This is a genomic window from Actinomadura formosensis (genome assembly GCF_050948385.1).
Lineage (GTDB): Bacteria > Actinomycetota > Actinomycetes > Streptosporangiales > Streptosporangiaceae > Spirillospora > Spirillospora formosensis.
Genome location: NZ_CP192011.1, coordinates 3,792,379 through 3,811,976 on the forward strand (window position 1 = coordinate 3,792,379; position 19,598 = coordinate 3,811,976).

At 71.7% G+C, this 19,598-nt stretch carries 19 protein-coding genes; 3 read left to right on the forward strand and 16 right to left on the reverse strand.

Going from position 1 to position 19,598, the window contains the following annotated elements:
- Window positions 1–20: 20 nt before the first annotated feature.
- Complete coding sequence (locus tag ACQP1N_RS17990; protein WP_433225372.1) at window positions 21–1,790, reverse strand: glycoside hydrolase family 15 protein; 1,770 nt, start codon at window positions 1,788–1,790, stop codon at window positions 21–23.
- Between the two features lie 122 nt (window positions 1,791–1,912).
- On the opposite strand from ACQP1N_RS17990, the gene ACQP1N_RS17995 reads away from it, so the two are divergent.
- Window positions 1,913–2,578, forward strand: coding sequence for an ArsR/SmtB family transcription factor (locus tag ACQP1N_RS17995; RefSeq protein ID WP_067800612.1), 666 nt, complete (start codon window positions 1,913–1,915; stop codon window positions 2,576–2,578).
- 17 nt (window positions 2,579–2,595) lie between these two features.
- On the forward strand, window positions 2,596–3,333 hold the full coding sequence (locus tag ACQP1N_RS18000) for an SRPBCC family protein (RefSeq protein WP_433225375.1): 738 nt from the start codon (window positions 2,596–2,598) through the stop codon (window positions 3,331–3,333).
- An 8-nt stretch (window positions 3,334–3,341) separates the two neighbouring features.
- On the opposite strand, the gene ACQP1N_RS18005 is transcribed toward ACQP1N_RS18000, so the two are convergent.
- From ACQP1N_RS18005 to ACQP1N_RS18045, 9 genes are all read right to left on the reverse strand, one after another.
- Window positions 3,342–4,175 (reverse strand): ABC transporter permease, encoded by an 834-nt coding sequence (locus ACQP1N_RS18005; RefSeq protein WP_067800608.1) that lies wholly within the window; start codon window positions 4,173–4,175, stop codon window positions 3,342–3,344.
- Window positions 4,172–5,152, reverse strand: coding sequence for an ABC transporter ATP-binding protein (locus ACQP1N_RS18010; RefSeq protein WP_067800605.1), 981 nt, complete (start codon window positions 5,150–5,152; stop codon window positions 4,172–4,174). Before ACQP1N_RS18010 ends, ACQP1N_RS18005 begins: the two co-directional genes overlap by 4 nt.
- A gap of 182 nt (window positions 5,153–5,334) precedes the next feature.
- A complete protein-coding gene (locus ACQP1N_RS18015) occupies window positions 5,335–5,694 on the reverse strand; it encodes a hypothetical protein (RefSeq protein ID WP_433225378.1) in 360 nt (119 codons plus the stop codon).
- 154 nt (window positions 5,695–5,848) lie between these two features.
- Window positions 5,849–8,590 carry a DEAD/DEAH box helicase gene (locus tag ACQP1N_RS18020; protein WP_433225380.1) on the reverse strand — a complete coding sequence of 914 codons (2,742 nt, stop codon included), beginning with the start codon at window positions 8,588–8,590 and terminating at the stop codon, window positions 5,849–5,851.
- A gap of 69 nt (window positions 8,591–8,659) precedes the next feature.
- Window positions 8,660–9,484, reverse strand: coding sequence for a twin-arginine translocase subunit TatC (gene tatC / locus ACQP1N_RS18025; RefSeq protein ID WP_242608777.1), 825 nt, complete (start codon window positions 9,482–9,484; stop codon window positions 8,660–8,662).
- Between the two features lie 94 nt (window positions 9,485–9,578).
- The gene (gene tatA, locus ACQP1N_RS18030) at window positions 9,579–9,941 is read right to left on the reverse strand and encodes a Sec-independent protein translocase subunit TatA (protein WP_067800595.1); all 363 of its coding nucleotides are present in this window, start codon (window positions 9,939–9,941) and stop codon (window positions 9,579–9,581) included.
- 25 nt (window positions 9,942–9,966) lie between these two features.
- Window positions 9,967–10,185 carry a hypothetical protein gene (locus ACQP1N_RS18035; RefSeq protein ID WP_433232747.1) on the reverse strand — a complete coding sequence of 73 codons (219 nt, stop codon included), beginning with the start codon at window positions 10,183–10,185 and terminating at the stop codon, window positions 9,967–9,969.
- 25 nt (window positions 10,186–10,210) lie between these two features.
- On the reverse strand, window positions 10,211–11,203 hold the full coding sequence (locus ACQP1N_RS18040; protein ID WP_067800583.1) for a helix-turn-helix transcriptional regulator: 993 nt from the start codon (window positions 11,201–11,203) through the stop codon (window positions 10,211–10,213).
- A complete protein-coding gene (locus tag ACQP1N_RS18045) occupies window positions 11,200–12,198 on the reverse strand; it encodes a helix-turn-helix transcriptional regulator (protein WP_433225383.1) in 999 nt (332 codons plus the stop codon). The genes ACQP1N_RS18040 and ACQP1N_RS18045 overlap by 4 nt, the downstream gene beginning before the upstream one ends.
- Window positions 12,199–12,288: 90 nt before the next feature.
- Here ACQP1N_RS18045 and ACQP1N_RS18050 point away from each other — a divergent pair, with 90 nt between their 5' ends.
- Window positions 12,289–13,368 carry a DUF3866 family protein gene (locus ACQP1N_RS18050; protein ID WP_084263089.1) on the forward strand — a complete coding sequence of 360 codons (1,080 nt, stop codon included), beginning with the start codon at window positions 12,289–12,291 and terminating at the stop codon, window positions 13,366–13,368.
- A gap of 271 nt (window positions 13,369–13,639) precedes the next feature.
- On the opposite strand, the gene ACQP1N_RS18055 is transcribed toward ACQP1N_RS18050, so the two are convergent.
- The 6 genes from ACQP1N_RS18055 to ACQP1N_RS18080 form a co-directional block, all read right to left on the reverse strand.
- Entirely contained in the window at window positions 13,640–14,575 is a 936-nt protein-coding gene (locus ACQP1N_RS18055) for an FKBP-type peptidyl-prolyl cis-trans isomerase (protein WP_067800574.1), read from the reverse strand.
- A gap of 99 nt (window positions 14,576–14,674) precedes the next feature.
- Window positions 14,675–16,033 carry a Pup--protein ligase gene (pafA, locus tag ACQP1N_RS18060; protein ID WP_067800572.1) on the reverse strand — a complete coding sequence of 453 codons (1,359 nt, stop codon included), beginning with the start codon at window positions 16,031–16,033 and terminating at the stop codon, window positions 14,675–14,677.
- Between the two features lie 165 nt (window positions 16,034–16,198).
- The gene (gene prcA / locus ACQP1N_RS18065; RefSeq protein WP_433232749.1) at window positions 16,199–16,954 is read right to left on the reverse strand and encodes a proteasome subunit alpha; all 756 of its coding nucleotides are present in this window, start codon (window positions 16,952–16,954) and stop codon (window positions 16,199–16,201) included.
- Window positions 16,955–16,975: 21 nt separating this feature from the next.
- The gene (prcB, locus tag ACQP1N_RS18070; RefSeq protein ID WP_067800565.1) at window positions 16,976–17,821 is read right to left on the reverse strand and encodes a proteasome subunit beta; all 846 of its coding nucleotides are present in this window, start codon (window positions 17,819–17,821) and stop codon (window positions 16,976–16,978) included.
- Between the two features lie 154 nt (window positions 17,822–17,975).
- Complete coding sequence (locus tag ACQP1N_RS18075; RefSeq protein ID WP_433225387.1) at window positions 17,976–19,121, reverse strand: endonuclease VII domain-containing protein; 1,146 nt, start codon at window positions 19,119–19,121, stop codon at window positions 17,976–17,978.
- Between the two features lie 107 nt (window positions 19,122–19,228).
- Complete coding sequence (locus ACQP1N_RS18080; protein WP_067800560.1) at window positions 19,229–19,438, reverse strand: ubiquitin-like protein Pup; 210 nt, start codon at window positions 19,436–19,438, stop codon at window positions 19,229–19,231.
- Window positions 19,439–19,598 lie beyond the last annotated feature (160 nt).

Genomic DNA, 19,598 nt, shown 5'->3' on the forward strand with positions numbered 1-19,598 from the left:
GCCGGGGCCCGGCACCGCGTTCAGCCGGCGAGGCGGCTGGCGGTCTCCAGCAGGAGGGCGTGGACGAACGCCTGCGGGATGTTGCCGCGCAGTTGGCGCTGCTTGACGTCGTACTCCTCGGCGAACAGGCCGCTGGTCGCGGCCCCCGACCGGGTCCGCTCGAAGGTGCCGAGGGCGCGGGCGGTCTCGCCCTGCCGGTGCTCGGCGAGGGCGAGGAAGAAGCCGCACAGGGTGAAGGCGCCCTCGGCGACGCCGAGCGGCTCGCCGCCGACCCGGTACCGGTAGACGAAGCCCTCCTCGACCAGGTCGGCGCGGACGGCCCGCAGCGTCGCGGCGGTGCGGGGATCGCCGGCGGGCAGCGCGCCGCGCAGCGGCGGAATGAGCAGGGCGGCGTCGACGCGGTCGTCGTCAGTGGCGCGTTTCCAGCGGCCGCCGGGGCCGAGCGCGGTGCAGCCGGTCTCGGCGAGGACGGCGTCGGCGAGGGAGTTCCAGGCGGCGGTCTCGGCGGGACCGGCGAGGACGCGGGCGGCCCGCCGCAGCCCCGCGACGCACATCAGCCGCGAGTGCGTCCAGAGCCGGTCCTCGGTCTCCCAGATGCCGGCGCCCGGCTCGCTCCAGCGCCGGCCGATGACGTCGGCGGCGACGCGGGCGGCCTTGCGGATGTCGGGGTCGGCGCGGTCGTGTTCGGCGGCGACGGCGAGCAGCAGCAGCGACTCGCCTAGAGCGTCGAGCTGCCACTGCCCCCTCGCCCGGTTGCCGGTGACGGCGGTGCCGCCGGGGTAGCCGGGCAGGCCGCTGTCCCGCTGCCGCGGCACCGGCCCGCCGGTGACGGTGTAGGCGGGGCGGAGCCGGTCGCCGTCCGCGAGGATGCGGGCGGCGGCGAACCCGGCGGCGGTGCGCAGCAGGTGCGGGGGGCCGCCGTGCGCGGCGACGGCGTGGCCGGCGAATGCCTGGTCGCGGAGCCAGGCGTAGCGGTAGTCGAAGTTGCGGCCCCGGTCGGAGCGCTCGGGCAGCGCGGTGGTGGCCGCGGCGGCCATGCCGCCGGCCTGGCTGGTCAGGCCGGTCAGCACCGAGTAGGCGAGGCGGGCGTCGCGCGGGGCGATGGTGTCGCCGCAGGACGGCACGGCCCGGCGCCAGTCGCGTTCGGTGGCGTCCCAGAGCGCGTCCGGGTCCAGGTCCGCCGGGGGCTGCGCGGGGGCGCCGCCGTCGAGTTCCAGAACGAGGTCGCGGGACTCCCCCTCGGCGAGGTCGAAGGTGACGGCGAGGGCGGCGCCGCCGCCCGGTCCTTCGCGGACGAGCGCCTCGTCGGCGCCGCGCCAGCGGATCCGGGTGCCGCCGCTGCGGGCCGTCCAGTCCGGGTCGTGGTGGTGCAGGTTCCGCATCCGCGGGCCGCCGGCGCGGACGTCCAGCAGGACGCGCACGCGAGCGCCGCCGCGCACCGCCCGGCACCGGCGCAGGATCACCGCGCGGTCGCGGCGGGCGGGGCGGGCGAGCGCCTCGCGGCATTCGACGATGGAGCCCGCGCCGGTCACCCACCGGCTGCGCCAGATGAGGCCGCGGTCCTCGTAGTAGCCGCCCCAGACGAACCGCTCGCAGTCGGGCTGGAGGAGGTAGCCGCCGGGCCCGCCGAGCAGGCTCGCGAACGCCGGCGCGGAGTCCCAGTGCGGGAAGCACATCCACGCGTACTCGCCGTGCGGGCCGACGAGGACGCCGCGTTCACCGTCGGCGATGAGGGCGTAGTCGCGCAGGGCCTTCGGGAGGCAGGCGTGGGTTCCGGGGTCGTTCACCATGCCCGTCCACTACCCGGGAGGCGGCCGATGACCCGGGCCGATCCGCCGGCCGCCGGCCCACCGGTCCACCGACCAAAAAACCTGTCTTGACAATTTGATTTGTCGGTGGCCATGATGGGCGCATGCTGGACGTGACGGTGATCGAGGACCCGGAGGCCGCGGCCGCCTCCCTTGACCCCATGCGGGCGCGGCTGCTGGCCGAGCTGGGCGAGCCGATGTCGGCGGCCGCGCTGGCGGCGCGGGTCGGGCTGCCCCGGCAGAAGGTCAACTACCACCTGCGGACACTGGAGCGGCACGGCCTGGTCGAGCTGGTCGGCGAGCGCCGCAAGGGCAACATGACCGAGCGGCTGATGCGGGCCACGGCGGCGTCCTACGTCATCTCCCCGCTGGCGCTGGCGACGCTGCAGCCCGACCCGGAGCGGCACCGCGACGCGCTGTCGGCGCGGTGGCTGCTGGCGATCGCGGCGCGGCTGGTCCGCGACGTGGGCGCCCTGATCAACGGGGCGGCGCGGGCGGGCCGGCCGCTGGCGACCTACGCGCTGGACGGGGAGGTCCGGTTCGCCTCGGCGGCGGACCGGGCGGCGTTCATCGAGGAGCTGACCGCCGGGGTCGGCGCGCTCGTCCGCAAATACCACGACGGATCGGCGGCGGGCGGCCGCGCGCACCGCGTCGTCATCGCCGTCCATCCCGCGCTGAAGACCGGATCACCGGACAGCGCATCACCGGGCGGCGGGCCCGGGGCACCGGCGGGGGAACGGCCAGGCGCCGCCGGGCGGATCGAAGCCTGAAAGGCGAGGAGGGCATCATGGGCAGGGAATTTGAGATCGTCCGCGAGTACGAGGTCGACGCGTCCCCGCAGCAGGTGTGGGAGGCGATCACCACGGGCACGGCCGGGTGGCTGTGGCCGCTGGAGTACGAGCCGCGCGAGGGCGGCTCGGCCGGAGCCGGCGGGGCCGTCACCACCTGGGATCCGCCGCACCGGCTGACCAGCCGTGAGGAGGACCCGGACGGCATCCACGGGCTCCCGCAGACACTCAACCGGCTCGACACGCTGATCGAGCCGCGCGAGGGCGGGCGGGCCTGGGTCCGCTACGTGCACAGCGGCATCTTCACCGGCGACTGGGACGACCAGTACGACGGCGCGAGCAAGCACACCGACTTCTACCTGCACACGCTGCGGCAGTACCTGCTGTACTTCCCCGGGCGGCGGGCGGCGCACTCCGACGTCCAGGGCCCGGAGGCGTCGATGCGGAAGGGCTCGTTCGCGGCGGCCACCCGGGCGCTCGCCCTCGGCGGCGCCGCCGAGGGCGACACGGTGCGGGTGGACCTGCCGGGCACGGGCCCGGTGGACGCGGTGCTCGACTACCGCACCGAGCACTTCGTCGGGCTGCGCACCGGCGACGCGATGTACCGGTTCTTCGGCCGGGACGCGTGGGGCGGCCCGGTCGGGATCGCGCTGCACCGGTTCGCGCCGGACGCCGCCGCCTCGCGCGAGCAGGCGCAGAAGGCGTGGCAGGACTGGCTGAACGCCCTCTACACCTGACCGGGTGCTCAGGCGTCCCTGCGGTTGAGCAGGAACGCGGCGAGGGCGAGCAGCGCGAACGTCCAGAGCGCGAAGACGCCGTACCCCTGCCAGGGGGTGAGCAGGTCGTCCTGGCCCTGGTGGGCCTTGGCGATCAGGGTGCCCGCCTCGGACGGCAGGTAGGCGTGGACGTGTTCGCCGATGCTGCCGGGCAGCAGCGCGGCGAGCGGCGCCAGCACGAGGACGAACCCGATCACGCCGGTGATGCCGCCGGCGGTGTGCCGGACGATCGCGCCGATGGCGAGCGCGAACAGGCCGAGCATCGCCAGGTAGAGGCCGCCGCCGATGACGGCGCGCAGCACGCCCTCGTCGCCGAGCGAGACCTCCATCCTGTCCCCGATGATCGCCGCGCCGACGAAGAACGACACGAACGACACCGCGACGCCGAGGACCAGGACGACCAGCGCGAACACCAGGGCCTTGGCCCACAGCATCGGCAGCCGCCGCGGCACCGCGAGCAGGCTGGCCCGGATCATCCCGGTGGAGTACTCCGAGGCGATCACCAGCACGCCGAGGACGCAGATGGTGAGCTGGCCGAGGAAGAACCCGCTGCCGAGGATGAAGCTGACCGGGTCGGCGGCGATCCGGGCGCGGTCGCCGGGGTCGGTCTTGTCCCACTGCGCCATGGTGAGGCCGACGAACAGCGCGGTGAAGCCGATGTCGAGGACGATGAGCAGGATCAGCGACCACAGCGTGGACCGGACCGTGCGGATCTTCGTCCATTCGGCGAGCATCACCCGCCCGAAGCCGGGCCGGTCGTAGCCGGCCGGGCCCGTGGCGGGCTTGGCGGTGGCCGTGGTCATCGGGGCTCCCCCTCCTCACTCGGGACAATCCCGGGCACCGCGCCGGGAGCAGGGCCGGGAGCGGGGACGGCTCCGGCGGCGGCGCCGTACTCGACGCTCTCACGGGTCAGTTCCATGAACGCCGTCTCCAGGGAGCCGCGGGTCGGGGTGAGCTCGTGCAGGACGATCCCCTCGGCGGCGGCGAGCTCCCCGACGCGGGGCGCCTCCATGTTGGTCACGGTGAGCAGCCCGTCGTCGCCCGGGGCGGCCTTGCCGCCCTCGGCGGCGACGATGTCGGCGAGCCGCGCGGCGTCCGGGCTGCGCACCGTCACGGTCTTCTCGGTGCTGCGCTCGATGAACTCCTCGGTGGAGCAGTCGGCGATCAGCCGGCCGCGGCCGATGACGATGAGGTGCTCGGCGGTGACGGCCATCTCGTTCATCAGATGGCTGGAGACGAACACGGTCCGCCCCTCGGCGGCGAGCCGCTGCATGAGGGTGCGGACCCACACGATGCCCTCGGGGTCCAGCCCGTTGACGGGCTCGTCCAGGACCAGCACGGACGGGTCGCCGAGCAGCGCGGCGGCGATGCCGAGCCGCTGCCCCATGCCGAGGGAGAACCCGCCGGCGCGTTTGCGGGCGGCGCCGGCGAGCCCGACGAGCTCGACGACCTCCTCGACGCGTTTCCGGCCGATGCCCTGCGTCTGCGCCAGGCACAGCAGATGGTTGTAGGCGCTGCGGCCGGTGTGCACGGCCCGCGCCTCCAGCAGCGCCCCGACGACGCGCAGCGGCGCGTTCAGGTCGCGGTAGTGGCGGCCGTGGATGCGGGCGTCGCCGCGGTCGGGCCGGTCGAGGCCGAGCAGCAGCCGCATGGTGGTCGACTTCCCCGCGCCGTTCGGGCCGAGGAACCCGGTCACCCGGCCGGGCACGACCGTGAACGACAGGTCGTCCACGGCGGTCTTGTCGCCGTAGCGCTTGGTGAGGTTCTCCGCCTCGATCATTCGCACTTCCCGGGCTGGTTCGGCGGCAGGTCCGTGATCGTGATCACACTAGCGCGCCCGGTGCCCCGCCCGGATCCTCCTGGACGCCGATCCGCCTACGACCAAAGTAGGGCGGCGGCGCCCGGTCCGGACACGCCGGGGCGCCCTCCCCGGCGGGAGGGCGCCCCTCGGCACGGTGCGGGTCAGGCGGCGGCGACGCCGTCGGCGGCGTTGATGTCCGTGTGGAACCGCTTGTGGACGTAGAGCCCCTCGCCGAGGGTCTCGCAGTACCACCACAGGCCGCTGGGCGACCCGATGCGGGTACTGCGGGGCAGTTCGCGCAGCACCTCGGTGACCGGGGTCATGCGCAGCCGCCCGGACCGGCACACGAGGATGCGGCGGTCGGTGACCACGATGACGCGGTAGACGTTGGCGAAAAGGGTGAGCCAGAAGAACAGGGCGAGGTACGGGTCGGTCGGCTGGGCGCTGAACACCGCCTGGATGTTCTCGCCCGGCTGCAGGACATGGGCCGCGTTGGCGCGCATCTTGTCACGGATGGCCACGGTCGGGGCCTTTCTCGTGTTCCACGGATGGACCCGGCTTCCCCCGGCGGGTCATCGGACGTCCAGATTGTGACATCGGACACGCCGACTCGGGATGGTTTCTTCTGGTTTGGCCTGATCAGGTCTGCGCCGTGTACCACCCGCGTGACGGCGGCTAGGCCACCGACGAGTACGCGACGACACCGCGGCGCATGGCGTCCATCGCGCGGCGCGCGGTCTTGCGGACGTGGCTGTTGTCCGGGGAGGCGTCGGCGACCTGCCCGAGCAGGTCGAGGAGCTGCTTGACGGCGCGGACGAAGTCACCGGCGGTCAGGTCGCTCTCCAGCAGCACCTCGTCGAGGTCGTCGCCCTTCGCCCACCGGTAGGCGGTCCACGCGAACCCCAGGTCGGGTTCACGCAGGAACGAGACGCGGTTGTCGCGCTCGACGGCGTCCAGTTCGCCCCACAGCCGCACCATGGCGGCGAGGGCGTCCTGCGCGGGCCCGGCCGGGGTACGGGGCGGGGCGGCATCGTCGGGCTGCCGCGACTCGTACACCAGCGCCGACACGCACGCGGCCAGCTCGGCGTGGCCGAGCTTCTCCCACAGCCCGGCGCGCAGGCTCTCGGCGGTGAGCAGATCCAGCTCGTTGTAGATGCGGCCGAGGCGGCGGCCCTCGGCGGTGACGGAGTCGCCGTCGAGGTAACCGAGCTGCTGCAGCACCGCGCACACCCGGTCGAAGGTGCGGGCGATCACCTGGGAGCGGCCCTCGACACGGCGGCGCAGCTGCTCGGTCTCCCGCTCCAGCCGGTGGTACCGCTCGGCCCAGCGGGCGTGGTCCTCGCGCTGGTCGCAGCCGTGCACGGGGTGGCGGCGCAGCTCGGCGCGCAGCCGGGTGATCTCCGCGTCGTCGGTGGCGGCGGAGTCGCCGCGCGCGCGGCGCCGCTCGCGGACGTCGTCCGGCACACGGCCCCGCAGGGTGGCGGCGAGGTCGCGGCGGTCCTGCGGGTTGCGGGGGCTGAACGACTTGGGGATGCGGATGCGGTCCTGGATCGACAGCCGCTGCACCGACCGGTTCACGGTCAGCACGAGCGGCGCCGGCCCGTCCGAGCGGCGCCCCACGCCCGGGTCGAGGACGACCGCGAGACCCGACCGCCGCCCCGACGGCACGATGATCACATCGCCGGGCCGCAGATGCTCCAGCGACCTCGCCGCCTCGGCACGCCGCGCCGAGGACCGTTCCCGCGACAGCTCCGCCTCCCGGTCCGACAGCCGCCGCCGCATCGCCGCGTACTCCATGAAGTCGCCGAGATGGCATTCGGCGGCCTTGGCGTACCCCTCCAGGGCCTCCTCGTTGCGGTGGACCTGCCGGGCCAGGCCGACCACGGCCCGGTCGGCCTGGAACTGCGCGAACGACTCCTCCAGCAGCGTGCGCGCCCGCTCGTTCCCGACGGCGCCCACCAGGTTGACGGCCATGTTGTACGACGGCCGGAAGCTGGAGTTCAGCGGGTAGGTGCGGGTGCCGGCAAGCCCGGCGACCGACGCCGGATCCACGTTCGGGCCCCACACCACGACGGCGTGGCCCTCCACATCGATGCCGCGCCGCCCGGCCCGCCCGGTCAGCTGCGTGTACTCACCGGGCGTCAGGTCGACGTGGGCCTCGCCGTTCCACTTGTCGAGCTTCTCGATCACCACGGTGCGGGCGGGCATGTTGATGCCGAGCGCGAGCGTCTCCGTCGCGAACACCGCCTTGATCAGCCCGCGGGTGAACAGCTCCTCGACGACCTCCTTGAACGTCGGCAGCATCCCCGCGTGGTGGGCGGCGACGCCGCGTTCCAGCGCGGCGAGGAAATCGCCGTAGCCGAGGACGCGCAGGTCATCCTCGGCGATGTCGGCGGTGCGCAGCTCGGCGTGCGCACGGATCTCCTCGGCCTCCTCCTTGGAGGTCAGCCGGATCCCGGCGTGCAGGCACTGCAGGACGGCGGTGTCGCAGCCGGCGCGGGAGAAGATGAACGTGATCGCCGGGAGCAGCCCGGCACGTTCCAGCCGCTCGATCACCTCCGGCCGCGGCGGGGGCCGGAACCGCTGCGGGCGCGGCGCCCGCCGCCGCCCGGTGCGCCGCCCCTGGTTGACCTTGGCGCGCCGGACCTCCTCCACCGCCATCCGGGTGAGCTGCGGGTTCAGCCGGGCCTGCCGGTCCTTGCCCTTGCCGGTGTCGACGAACAGGTCGTACAGGCGGGTGCCGACGAGCATGTGCTGGAACAGCGGGACGGGACGGTGCTCGTCCACGATCACGGCGGTGTCGCCGCGGACGGCCTGCAGCCACTCGCCGAACTCCTCGGCGTTGCTGACGGTCGCCGACAGCGCCACGATCCGCACCGAGTCGGGGACGTGGATGATCACCTCTTCCCATACGGCTCCGCGGAACCGGTCGGCGAGGTAATGCACCTCGTCCATCACCACGAACGCGAGCCCCGCGAGGGTCTGCGACCCCGCGTACAGCATGTTCCGCAGCACCTCGGTCGTCATCACGACGATCGGCGCCTCACCGTTGACGCTGTTGTCGCCGGTGAGCAGCCCCACCTTCTGCGGCCCGTACCGGCGGACGAGGTCGGCGTACTTCTGGTTCGACAGCGCCTTGATCGGCGTGGTGTAGAAGCACTTGCCGCCGCCGAGGAGCGCGAGGTGGACGGCGAACTCCCCCACCACCGTCTTCCCGGATCCGGTGGGCGCGGCGACCAGGACGCCGCTGCCGCCCTCCAGCGCCTGGCACGCCGCAAGCTGGAACGGGTCCAGCTCGAAGTCGTACAGGGTGCGGAAGTCCAGCAGGGCCGGGCCGTGCCCCGCGGTGCGCCTGCGATAGGCGGCGTACCGCTGCGCCGGGGTCTGCTCGGCCGACGTGGTGTCGGGGGAGGTCATACCACCGAGCCTACGGTTTCCGCCGCCCGATACCCAACCGGCCCGGCGGCGGCCCGGCCGGGCGCCGGATCAGCGGGCCCGGTCGCCCTCCTCCAGCTCGGCGTCGATCGCCTCCAGGTCGAGGGGGGACGCCTCGTCGTCGGACAGGCCCGCGTAGGGGTCGGGGCGGCGGGCCCGGCGGCGGTCGTTGAGGAACGCCAGCAGCGCCGCGATCTCGAACAGCAGGACGGTGGGCAGCGCCAGCGCGAGCATCGTGAACGGGTCGGCGCTCGGGGTGGCGACGGCCGCGAACACGAAGATGCCGAACAGCATCATCCGCTGGGTGCGGCGGATCCGGGCCGAGCTCAGCACCCCGGCCAGGTTCAAGACCACCACGAACAGCGGCAGCTCGAACGTCAACCCGAACACCAGCAGCATCGTCAGCACATAGCCGAGATAGCTGTCGACGGTGATCAGCGGCTTGACGTCGTCGGCGACGAACCCCAGGAAGATCGCCAGGCCCTTGTCGACGGTCACGTACGCCAAGGCGGTGCCGACGAAGAACAGCGGGACCGCCGCGCCCAGGAACACATACGTCCAGCGCCGCTCACGCCGGTACAGGCCCGGCGCGACGAACGCCCAGATCTGGTAGAGCCAGAGCGGCGCGGAGATCACCGCGCCGATGATGCAGGAGATCTTCAGCTTCAGGAAGAACGAGGAGAAGATCCCGTTGACGAACAGGGAGCACTCGGTCTTGTCCACCACACGGGACTGCGGCAGCGAACAGTACGGCTGCTTGAGGAAGTCCCACACCGGGTCGAACAGCAGCCAGCCGATGATCGCACCGACCACGAAGGCCAGAATCGCCTTGATCAACCGGTTGCGCAGCTCACGGAGATGGTCCATGAGGGGCATGCGACCATCGGGGGCGGCGTCACGCCTGCTCAGCTTCATCGTCGGCATTCAGGCTCGGGGGTCGGCGGTGGAATCGCTGCGGCGGTCCGGGCCGTCAGCCCTTGCGGACCTGACCGGGGTCCGACACCGGCACCCCCTGGATCGGCTCACCCGAGCCGAGCGCGCCGCGGGGACGCTGCCCGGCCTCACCGGCCGCCGCCTCCCGCTCCAGCCGCGCCGCCTCCTCGCGCAGCCGCGCCGCCTTCTCCCGCGCGTCCTCACCCTGCGCCGCCGCCGGCTGCGCGGGCCGGTCCGCGGGCGCATCGTCATCGTCCTCGCGCAGCCCCTTGGTCTCGGCCTTCAAGATCCGCGCCGACTTGCCCAGCGACCGGGCGAGCTGCGGCAGCTTCGCCGACCCGAAGATCAGCACGACGACCAGCAGGATGATGAGCAGTTCGGGAGCCCCAAGGTTCGGCATGGCAATCCTCTTCAGCAGGTGGCACTCACGCCGATCGTACGCCCTCACCGGGCGGCCGTGGCGATCGCGCGTCGTCCAGACGGGAGAGTTCATCGCGCAGCGCCGACTGCTTCGGCTCCAGCCGCCGCCTGGTGCGTTCCAGTTCACGGCCGAAACGCCGCACCCCCAGCCACACCCTGAAGGCGCACCAGGCGAGCACGGCCAAGCCCGCGAACCCCAGCGACACCGACACCGCGACCCACATCACACCCGCCACGGTATCCGATCCGTCACGCCATGCCGTACCGCGCCAGCGCCCGCGACGCGTCGGCGCGCACACCCGCGGCGACATGCTCGGGCGCCACCACCCGCCCCTGGTCGCCGAGCCGCAGCGCCAGCCCCCGCACCCACCGCGGATCGGGGGTGCGCAGCACGACCCGCAGCCGCCCCTCCCCCAGCTCCCGCACGCTCTCGCACGGGTAGTAGTCGGCCACCCACCGGCCGCGCGGCGTCAGCTCCAGCGTCACCGCCTCGTCCTGCGGCGACGGGCGGAACAGGCCCGCGTCCACATCGATCGGCTCGGCATCGTCCGGCACCTGAGCGGGCACGTCCAGCACCGACAGGTCCGCGATCCGGTCCAGCTTGAACAGCCGCACCGCCTCCGCCCGCCGGCACCACCCCTCCAGGTAGGTGGTGCCCTCCACCACCAGCAGCCGCATCGGGTCGACGTCACGCTCGGTGTTCTCGTCCCGCGCCGGCACGTAGTACGTCAGGTGGACGCGGCGGCCCGCCGCGATCGCATCCCGCAGCAGCCCCACCGCGCTGCGGGCCGGGTCCGCCGTCCCGCCGCGGGCGTCCACCTCCACCGCCACCTGGCTGGACACCGCCGCCGCCGCGCCCGCCGCGCCCTCCAGCTTGGCGATCACCCGGCTCAGCGCGTCCCGGTCGTCCAGACCGGGGATGCCGGCCAGCATCCGCAGCGCCACCAGCAGCGCCGACGCCTCGTCCACCTTCAGCCGCAGCGGACGCGCGATCGACTCCGCCTCCGCCACCGTGATCTCCCCGCCCTCGTAGGACAGGTCGATCGGGCAGTACGGGTCGGGGGCGCGCAGCTCCACGCACCACAGCAGGTTCAGATCGTCGATCAGCTGCTTCTCGGTCACCCCGAACGCGGCCGCCGCCTCACCGAGCGCCACCGAGTCACGGTTCACCACATACGGCACGAGCGCCAGCAGCCGCCCCAGCCGGTCCGTCGACGTCGTCGCCGCCGTCTTCGCACTCACCTGACCTCCCCCTCCTCCGGGTGCCCCGCGGTGCCCGCCAGCACCGACTTCAGATGCTGGATCACCGCCTCCCGCAGATCCGGCGGGTCGAGCACCACCACATCGTCGGCGAACCGCGCCAGATACGGCGCGAACCGCTCCACGTCCCGGAACGTCAGCGTCGCCTCGTCCCACCCGGGGTCGTCACCGGCCGGGCGCACATCACGCGCCCACCGCCGCGGCCCCTGCGCCGCGCCCCGCCGCAGCCGCACCACCGCCGGACGCGGCTCGCTCACCGGATCGTCCCGGTCGAACGCGATCCGCCGCACGTCCACCCCGTCCGGGACCGTCACCGACCCCGCCGGGCCGTCCGCCGCCACCTCCCCCACGATGCGGCTCAGCCGGAACACCCGCTGCTCCTCCCGGTCGCGGTCGAACCCCACCACGTACCAGCGGCCCCGCCGGCTCACCACGCCCCACGGCTCCAGATGCCGCCGCGCCACCGACGTCCGCCCGATCCCCTGGTAGCCGAACGCCACCGGGCGGCCGTCGCGCACCGCCTCCCACAGCGCCGGGAACGCCGGATCATGGGTGTTCACCCGCGGCTCGATCCCCACCGCCGCCGACACGTCCGTCTCCACCCCGGCCGCCCGCAGCTTCAGCAGCGCCCCCGACGCCGCCTCCGCCATGCTCGCCCGCTGCCACACCCGCGCCGCCAGCCCCAGCACCGCCGCCTCGTCCGGCGTCAGATGGATGTCGGGCAGCTCGTAGGCCTGCGGCGGAATCCGGTACCCGATCTCCTCACCGCCGCCGCCCTGCAGGTCACTGCCCACCTCCAGCGGGACACCGAGCTCACGCAGCTCCTCCTTGTCCCGCTCGAACATCCGCTTGAACGCCTCGTCGGAGTCCGGGTAGCCGGGCACCGCCCGGCGGATCTGCTCCGCCGTCAGATAACGCCGGGTGGCAAGCAGGCAGACCACCAGATTCAGCAGGCGCTCGGTCTTGCGCCGCGACACTTCGCCACCTCGTTCCCTCCGTGAACCCGCCCCACCGGACGGGCCGATCATCCCCACGAGCCGTTGTGCAGGACGCTACCGTTTCCCGGTGTGATCCGATGGCGCAAAGGCACAGTCCAGGACATCCGCCGCGAATGGCCGGGGGCGGTCGAACTCAACGTCTCGATCGAGGGCGACGGCACCCACCGCGCCCTGGCCTATCCCGCCCTGGTAGGACGGCCCGAACCCGGCGACACCGTCCTGCTCAACACTACGGCCTTGGCGATGGGCCTCGGCACCGGCGGCTACGCCATGGTCGTCGCCGTCCCCGACCGGCTCCCCCCCGACCCCACCGGCCCCGGCCACCTCGTCAAAGCCCGCTACACGCCCCTCCAGACCACCGTCCTCGGCGCCGACGAACAAGGCTCCCCCCACCACGACCTGCTCCGCGACGCCGACTCCCTGGACGGCATGCCCGTCATCGTCGCCGACCTGCACTCGGCGCTCCCGCCCATCCTGGCGGCGCTGCACGCCGCACGGCCCTCGGCGCGGGCCGTGTACGTCATGCCGGACGGCGGGGCGCTGCCGTCCTGGTTCTCCATGTCCATCGCCCGGCTGAAGGACGCCGGCGCCCTCACCGCCACCGTCACCGCCGGGCAGGCGTTCGGCGGCGACCTCGAAGCCGTCACCGTCCACACCGGCCTCCTCGCCGCGCGGCTCGTCCTGAACGCCGACGTGGCCGTCCTCGCCCAGGGCCCCGGGAACCTGGGGACCGGCACCCGCTGGGGGTTCTCCGGCGTCTCGGCGGGCGAGGCCGTCAACGCCGCCTCCGTCCTCGGCGGCCGCCCCGTCGGCTCCCTGCGCGTCAGCGAAGGCGACCGCCGCGAACGCCACATCGGCGTCTCCCACCACTCCCTCACCGCCTACGGCCGCGTCGCCCTCGCCCGCGCCGACATCCCCGTCCCCGAACTCGGCGGCCCCTTCGGCGCCCGCGTCACCGCCGAGGCCGCCGCCCTCGGCGACCGGCACCGCCTCGTCCCCGTCCCCGTCGACGGCCTCCACGACACCCTGCGCGCCGCCGAGAAGGACTGGGGCGTCCGCCTGTCCACCATGGGCCGCCGCCTCGACGAGGACCTCCCCTACTTCCTCACCGCCGCCGCCGCCGGCCGGCACACCGCGGGCCTGCTCTGAACGCTCACGGGGCCGCGGGCTCCGCGGCCCGCGGCCTCCCCTGCCCTTTCGGCCTCTCCGGACGCGTAGGCCGAGTTGAAGGTGAACGCGGCCGGAGACGGGCCCCGCACGCAAAGCACCGCAAGGCGCTCCAGCGCCTCCGCCGACTCCCACACCGAGAAGTCGACGATCACGTCCTCGCCGGCGGGCCGCATGCCCGTCGCGTCAGGCTCCCCCTCCTCCACCCCGCCACCCTAAGAACACCGAGGACCCGCTCAGAGACCACCAAACGTCAGTGCGCACCCAGCAGATCCACCACGAACACCAGCGTGTCGCTCCCCCTGATCCCGAACTGCGCCAACCCCTTCGCCCCATACCCCAGCGACGGCGGCACCACCAGCAGCACCCGGCTCCCCACCCGCTGCCCCACCAGCCCCTGATCCCAGCCCCTCATCACCTGACCCGTCCCCACCACCGCCGCCGACGGATGCCCCGCCGACCACGACGAATCGAACACCTTCCCGTCCCGCCAGAAATACCCCCCGTACTGCAACACCACCAGCTGCCCCGCACGCACCGCCGGACCATCCCCCCGCACCAACGTCCGCACCTGCAACCTCCCCGGCGGCGCCGACCGCGGCATCGTCACCACCGGCGCCTGCCCCGCAGGCGCATCCGCCACCCTCGGCAACCCCGGATCACTCAGCGGCGCCTGCCTCTCACCACGCGGCCCCGCCGACCTCGGATACACCGCCCGCACGTCCAGGACGTACACCAGCGTGTCATCCGCCCCCACCTGATGCTTCGGATCCCCCTTGCCACCGAAACCGGCCTCCGGCGGAATCCGCGCCACCACACGCGCCCCCGGCCGCGCCCCCTCGAACGCCTTCACCAGACCCGGCACCAGCCGGCCCGTCGGAAACGCCCCCGGCTGCCCCTTCGCATAACTGCTCGCCAGCAGCTTCCGCCCACCCTCACTCCACCGGTAACCCACATAATCGGCCACCACCAGATCACCCTTACGGGCAGCCGTCCCCTTCCCCTCCCTCAACGTCTCCACCGCAAGAGAGTCACCCGGCCCGCCCTTCGGGAACCGCACCTCCGGCAGCTTCCCGAAATCACCCCGCACCGACACATCCACACCGCCGCCACCCCGACACCCCGCCGACAGCACCAACGGCGCGGCGACCGCGACGACCACGGACAACAACCGGAAACGACGGCGCATACGGGGGTCCTTCAAGGGGTGACGGGCGCTCCTGCGCGCACACCCTACCGCCCAGGTGACCTGCCGGTAGCCTCCGGCGCGCGTGTCGCGCCCGACCCCCTACATCCCCGCGATCAGCTTGTCGACCCGCTCATCCACCGACCTGAACGGGTCCTTGCACAGCACCGTCCGCTGCGCCTGATCGTTCAGCTTCAGATGCACCCAGTCCACCGTGAAATCACGCCGCTTCTCCTGCGCCTTCCGGATGAACTCGCCCCGCAGCCGCGCCCGCGTCGTCTGCGGCGGAACCGACTTCGCCTCGAAAATGTCCAGATCCCGCGTCACCCGATCCACCGACCCCCGCTTCTCCAGCAGGTAGTACAGCCCCCGGTCACGATGCACATCGTGATACGTCAGATCCAGCTGCGCCACCCGCGGCGACGACAACGGCAGATCATACTTCCGCCGATACCGCTCGATCAGCTTGTACTTCGTCACCCAGTCGATCTCCCGCGCCACCAGATCCAGATCACCGGTCTCCACCGCACGCAGCGTCCGCTCCCACAGCTCCAGCACCCGCTTCGCCGTCGCGTCCCCGCCCCGCGCGTCCACGAAATCCCGCGCCTTGCCGAAGTACTCCTTCTGGATCTCCAGCGAACTCGCCTCCCGGCCGTTCGCCAGCCGCACCTTCCGCCGCCCCGTCATGTCATGGCTGACCTCACGGATCGCCCGGATCGGATTCTCCAGCGTCAGATCGCGCATCACGACCCCCGCCTCGATCATCCGCAGCACCAGATCCGTCGCCCCCACCTTCAGCAGCATCGTCGTCTCACTCATGTTCGAGTCACCGACGATCACATGCAGCCGCCGGAACCGCTCCGCATCCGCATGCGGCTCATCCCGCGTATTGATGATCGGACGCGACCGCGTCGTCGCCGACGACACACCCTCCCAGATGTGCTCCGCCCGCTGCGACACGCAGTACACCGCACCCCGCGGCGTCTGCAGCACCTTCCCCGCCCCGCAGATGATCTGCCGCGTCACCAGGTACGGAATCAGCACATCGGCGAGACGACCGAACTCCCCATGCCGCCCCACCAGGTAATTCTCGTGACAGCCGTACGAGTTCCCCGCCGAATCCGTGTTGTTCTTGAACAGGTAGATGTCACCCGCGATGCCCTCCTCCCGCAGCCGCCGCTCGGCATCCACCAGCAGACCCTCCAGGATCCGCTCCCCCGCCTTGTCATGCGTCACCAGATCCACGACCGAATCACACTCCGGCGTCGCGTACTCCGGGTGACTCCCCACATCCAGGTACAGCCGCGCCCCATTACGCAGGAACACATTGCTGCTACGACCCCACGACACCACCCTCCGGAACAGATAGCGCGCCACCTCATCCGGTGACAACCGCCGCTGCCCGCGGAACGTACAGGTGACGCCGTACTCGTTCTCAAGCCCGAAGATGCGCCTGTCCACACCAAGACCCTATGCGGCCCGGCCCCCACTTGGCAGTCTCTCGACCCCACCGTTTCCCACGAACACCCCACCGCCCGCAACACCACGGGCCCGCCGAGGCAAGGCGGCGACCACCACCCCGCCCCGACGGGCCCGTCCACGACCGGCCACACGCCGGCCCGCGACTCACTCCTCGCCCGCTCCCGACACCGGCCCCGCGTCCCCGCCGCCCGGCGAACCACCCGGCCCACCGGACTCGCCCGCCGCCGCCAGCAGATCCGCGATCCGCGCCGCCGACAACCGCCTGAACAGCCGATGCTCACGATTACGGTCCAGCACCGCGACCTCCAGCGACGTCGCCTCCAGATGCCGCTCCGAATCCTGCGCCTCCAGAGCCCGCACCGCCGTCCGCAGCGCCTCCTCCAGCGACGACCCCTCGCGATAGCCGTCCTTCAACGACTGCGCCACCGCGTCGGCCTGCCCGCCCATCGCCACATAACCGTGCTCGTCCGCCACCGAACCATCGAACGTCAGCCGGTAGATCTGGTCCGTCTCCGCGTCCTCCCCCACCTCCGCGACGACCAACTCCACCTCATACGGCTTGTTCGTCTCCGTGAAGATCGTCCCCAGCGACTGCGCGTACACGTTCGCCAGCCCCCGCGCCGTCACATCCCGCCGGTCGTACTGGTACCCGTTGATGTCCGCGTACCGGACCCCGCCCAGCCGCAGATTCTCGAACTCGTTGTACTTCCCCACCGCCGCGAACGCGATCCGGTCGTAGATCTCACTGATCTTGTGCAGCGCCCGCGACGGATTGTCCGCCACGAACAAGATGCCGTCGTCATACTGCAGCACCACGACACTGCGGCCACGCGCGATACCCTTCCGCGCGTAATCCGCCTTGTCCTTCATCTGCTGTTCGGGCGACACATAGAACGGCATGGACACCGGTCAGGATCCCTTCTATCGCAGCGGGGCGGTCGGACCGCCCGGCGAGTCGTAACGTCCGTCGACAACGGCCTGCGCCAGCGCGCCCACCTCGTCCTCGCCCAGCCGGCGATACCCCTCCGACGTCACCGCCGCCACCACCGGGAAGATCCGGCGCGCCAGATCTGGCCCGCCCGTCGCCGAGTCGTCATCGGCCGCGTCGTACAGCGCCTGCACGCACACCAGCGCCGCGTCCTCCGCCGACAGGTCCGCCCGGTACAGCTTCTTCAGCGCACCCCGCGCGAACACCGACCCCGAGCCGATCGAGTGGAAGTCCCGCTCCTCATACCGGCCACCCGCCGGGTCATAGGAGAAGATCCTGCCCCCGTCCCGCTCCTCGTCATAGCCCGCGAACAGCGGCACCACCGCCAGGCCCTGCATCGCCATCGCCAGGTTCTGCCGCACCATCGTCGCCAGCCGGTTCGCCTTGCCCTCCACCGACAGCGTCCGGCCCTCGCGCTTCTCGTAGTGCTCCAGCTCCACCTGGAACAGCCGCACCATCTCGATCCCGATCCCGGCCGTCCCGGCGATCGCGATCGCCGAGAACTCATCCGCCCGGAACACCTTCTCGATGTCGCGCTGCGCGATGACGTTGCCCGCCGTCGCCCGCCGGTCCCCCGCCATCACCACCCCGCCGGGGAAGCTCACCGCGACGATCGTCGTCCCGTGCGGGATCTCATCCCCCACTCGCGACACCGGCGGCGTCCGCCCGCCGGGCAGCAACTGCGGGGAGTACGCCCCCAGGAACTCGGTGAACGACGACGTATCCGGGCTCGCGAACAGCCCGGGCAGACGCCCGGTGTGCGAATCGTGGGACGCCACGCGACTCCCTTCCCTCCACCATGGCACCGGCGCTCGACAACCCCACCGGCACGGACGCCTACGACCCTACTGTTCAAGGTCGCCCCAGCGCATGCCACCCGATCCCCGGCCCCGTCAGCCCACGGCGAACCCCGCACCACAACGGCGCTCCGGCTCAGCCGCCCCTCGGGGCACCCTCCGGGTCCGGGCCGCCCCACGCCGGCATGTCAAGCTCCTCATCGAACGGCAACGTTTCCTTGCGATACACGCCGTCCTTCTCCCAGAACGCCTTCCAACCGCCCCTTGGAACCGTCGCCGGATCCACGTCCGGGACCGTCAACGACAACCGCGTCCCGCCGCCCTCAGCGCTCACCCGCTGCACGAGCCGGCCCGTCACGTAATCCGCCGCACGGCGGAGGGCGATCGGGTCGTCCCTCAGTTGCCCCATCCCTGTGTTGCACCCGGCACACGCCAATCCGCGCACCGCACCCGTCACATGGTCGTGGTCCACGTGCTCAGCGGGGAAGTCGAAGCACACTGCGCAGTGGCCGACCTGCAGCTTGAGAAGCCACTTCGCGTCCTCGTCGTTGATCCCGTACTTCTGGCGCAGGTGGTAGTGCCGCGCCGACTTCAGCGTGTTCCCTCTCGTCCGCCAGTACGGATCCCAGCGAACGCGGCCAGGCCCCCCGAAGACCGGAGCACCGATCTCGATGCGCATGCGTCTCGCATGGGAGCCTCGCAACTCCAGGTAGTCCGCCGCGAGGCGGAGACGGTCGGGGTCGTCGTCGAACTGCCCGAGCCCTCCGTTGCACTTGAAGCAGAGGATGCGGCGGACGAGCCCCGTCATGTGGTCGTGGTCCACGTGCTTCGGCTCCGCCCGGAGGCAGATGACGCAGACGCCGCCCTGCTCGGCGAGCATCTGCTCCACCTGCTCCTCGGTGACGCCGTAGCGCAACTTGAGGAGGTAGTTGCGACTGCTCCCGTGGTTGCGCTTTCTGATCTCCGTGATGGCCTCGCTATGACAGGGACGGCAGTAATCGGTCAGCCCCGAACGCGCGGCACGATTCCGTCCGAATTCGTCAACCGATTTGACCTCTTTGCACCGCGCGCAGTACTTCATCCCTTCCGGAACGTCGGAATGTCTTCGATAGGCTCTGGTCTTCTTGCCGAGCTTCGCCCGCTTCTTCCGATACGAGCGACTGTTCCGCAGACCGAAGCAGACCTTGCAGTAATAGGCCAACCCATCGCGAGAAGCCTTCAGCTTCCAGAACTCCGAAGCGGGCTTGATCTCGCCGCAGTCAGGACACCCCTTAGACGACATGGGCGGAACTTTACTTGTCCCGCCCATGCTTTGCGTCTCTCTTTACTTATTAGACAACGACCGAAAGGGCCACTTCCTGCCGTTTATCTATATGTCCGTTTTGTGGGTCATTGTCCGCCTTTTTGCACGTACGCACGGACGAAGTCTTCTGCGTTCTCTTCCAATACTTCGTCTATTTCGTCCAGAATTGAGTCCACGTCGTCCGTGAGCTTCTCCTGGCGCTCTTGCGCGTCCTCGGTGGTCGTGGCCTCGGTCTCCTCGACCTCTTCCGTGCGCCGGGTGGTCTGCTTCTGACCGCCGGTGTCCTTCGTGGCCATTCCGTACCTCCGCTCTGCCGGTGCCTCCGACCCTATCCGGGATCTTGGACGGTGAGCGGATCTTGAACGTCCGTTTCACCGCCTCCACCCGGGGAGCCGGGGGCATGCTCGGGTTATCGCCAGTCCGCCGACCAGCGAAACAGGCAAAGCGGTCACGAAA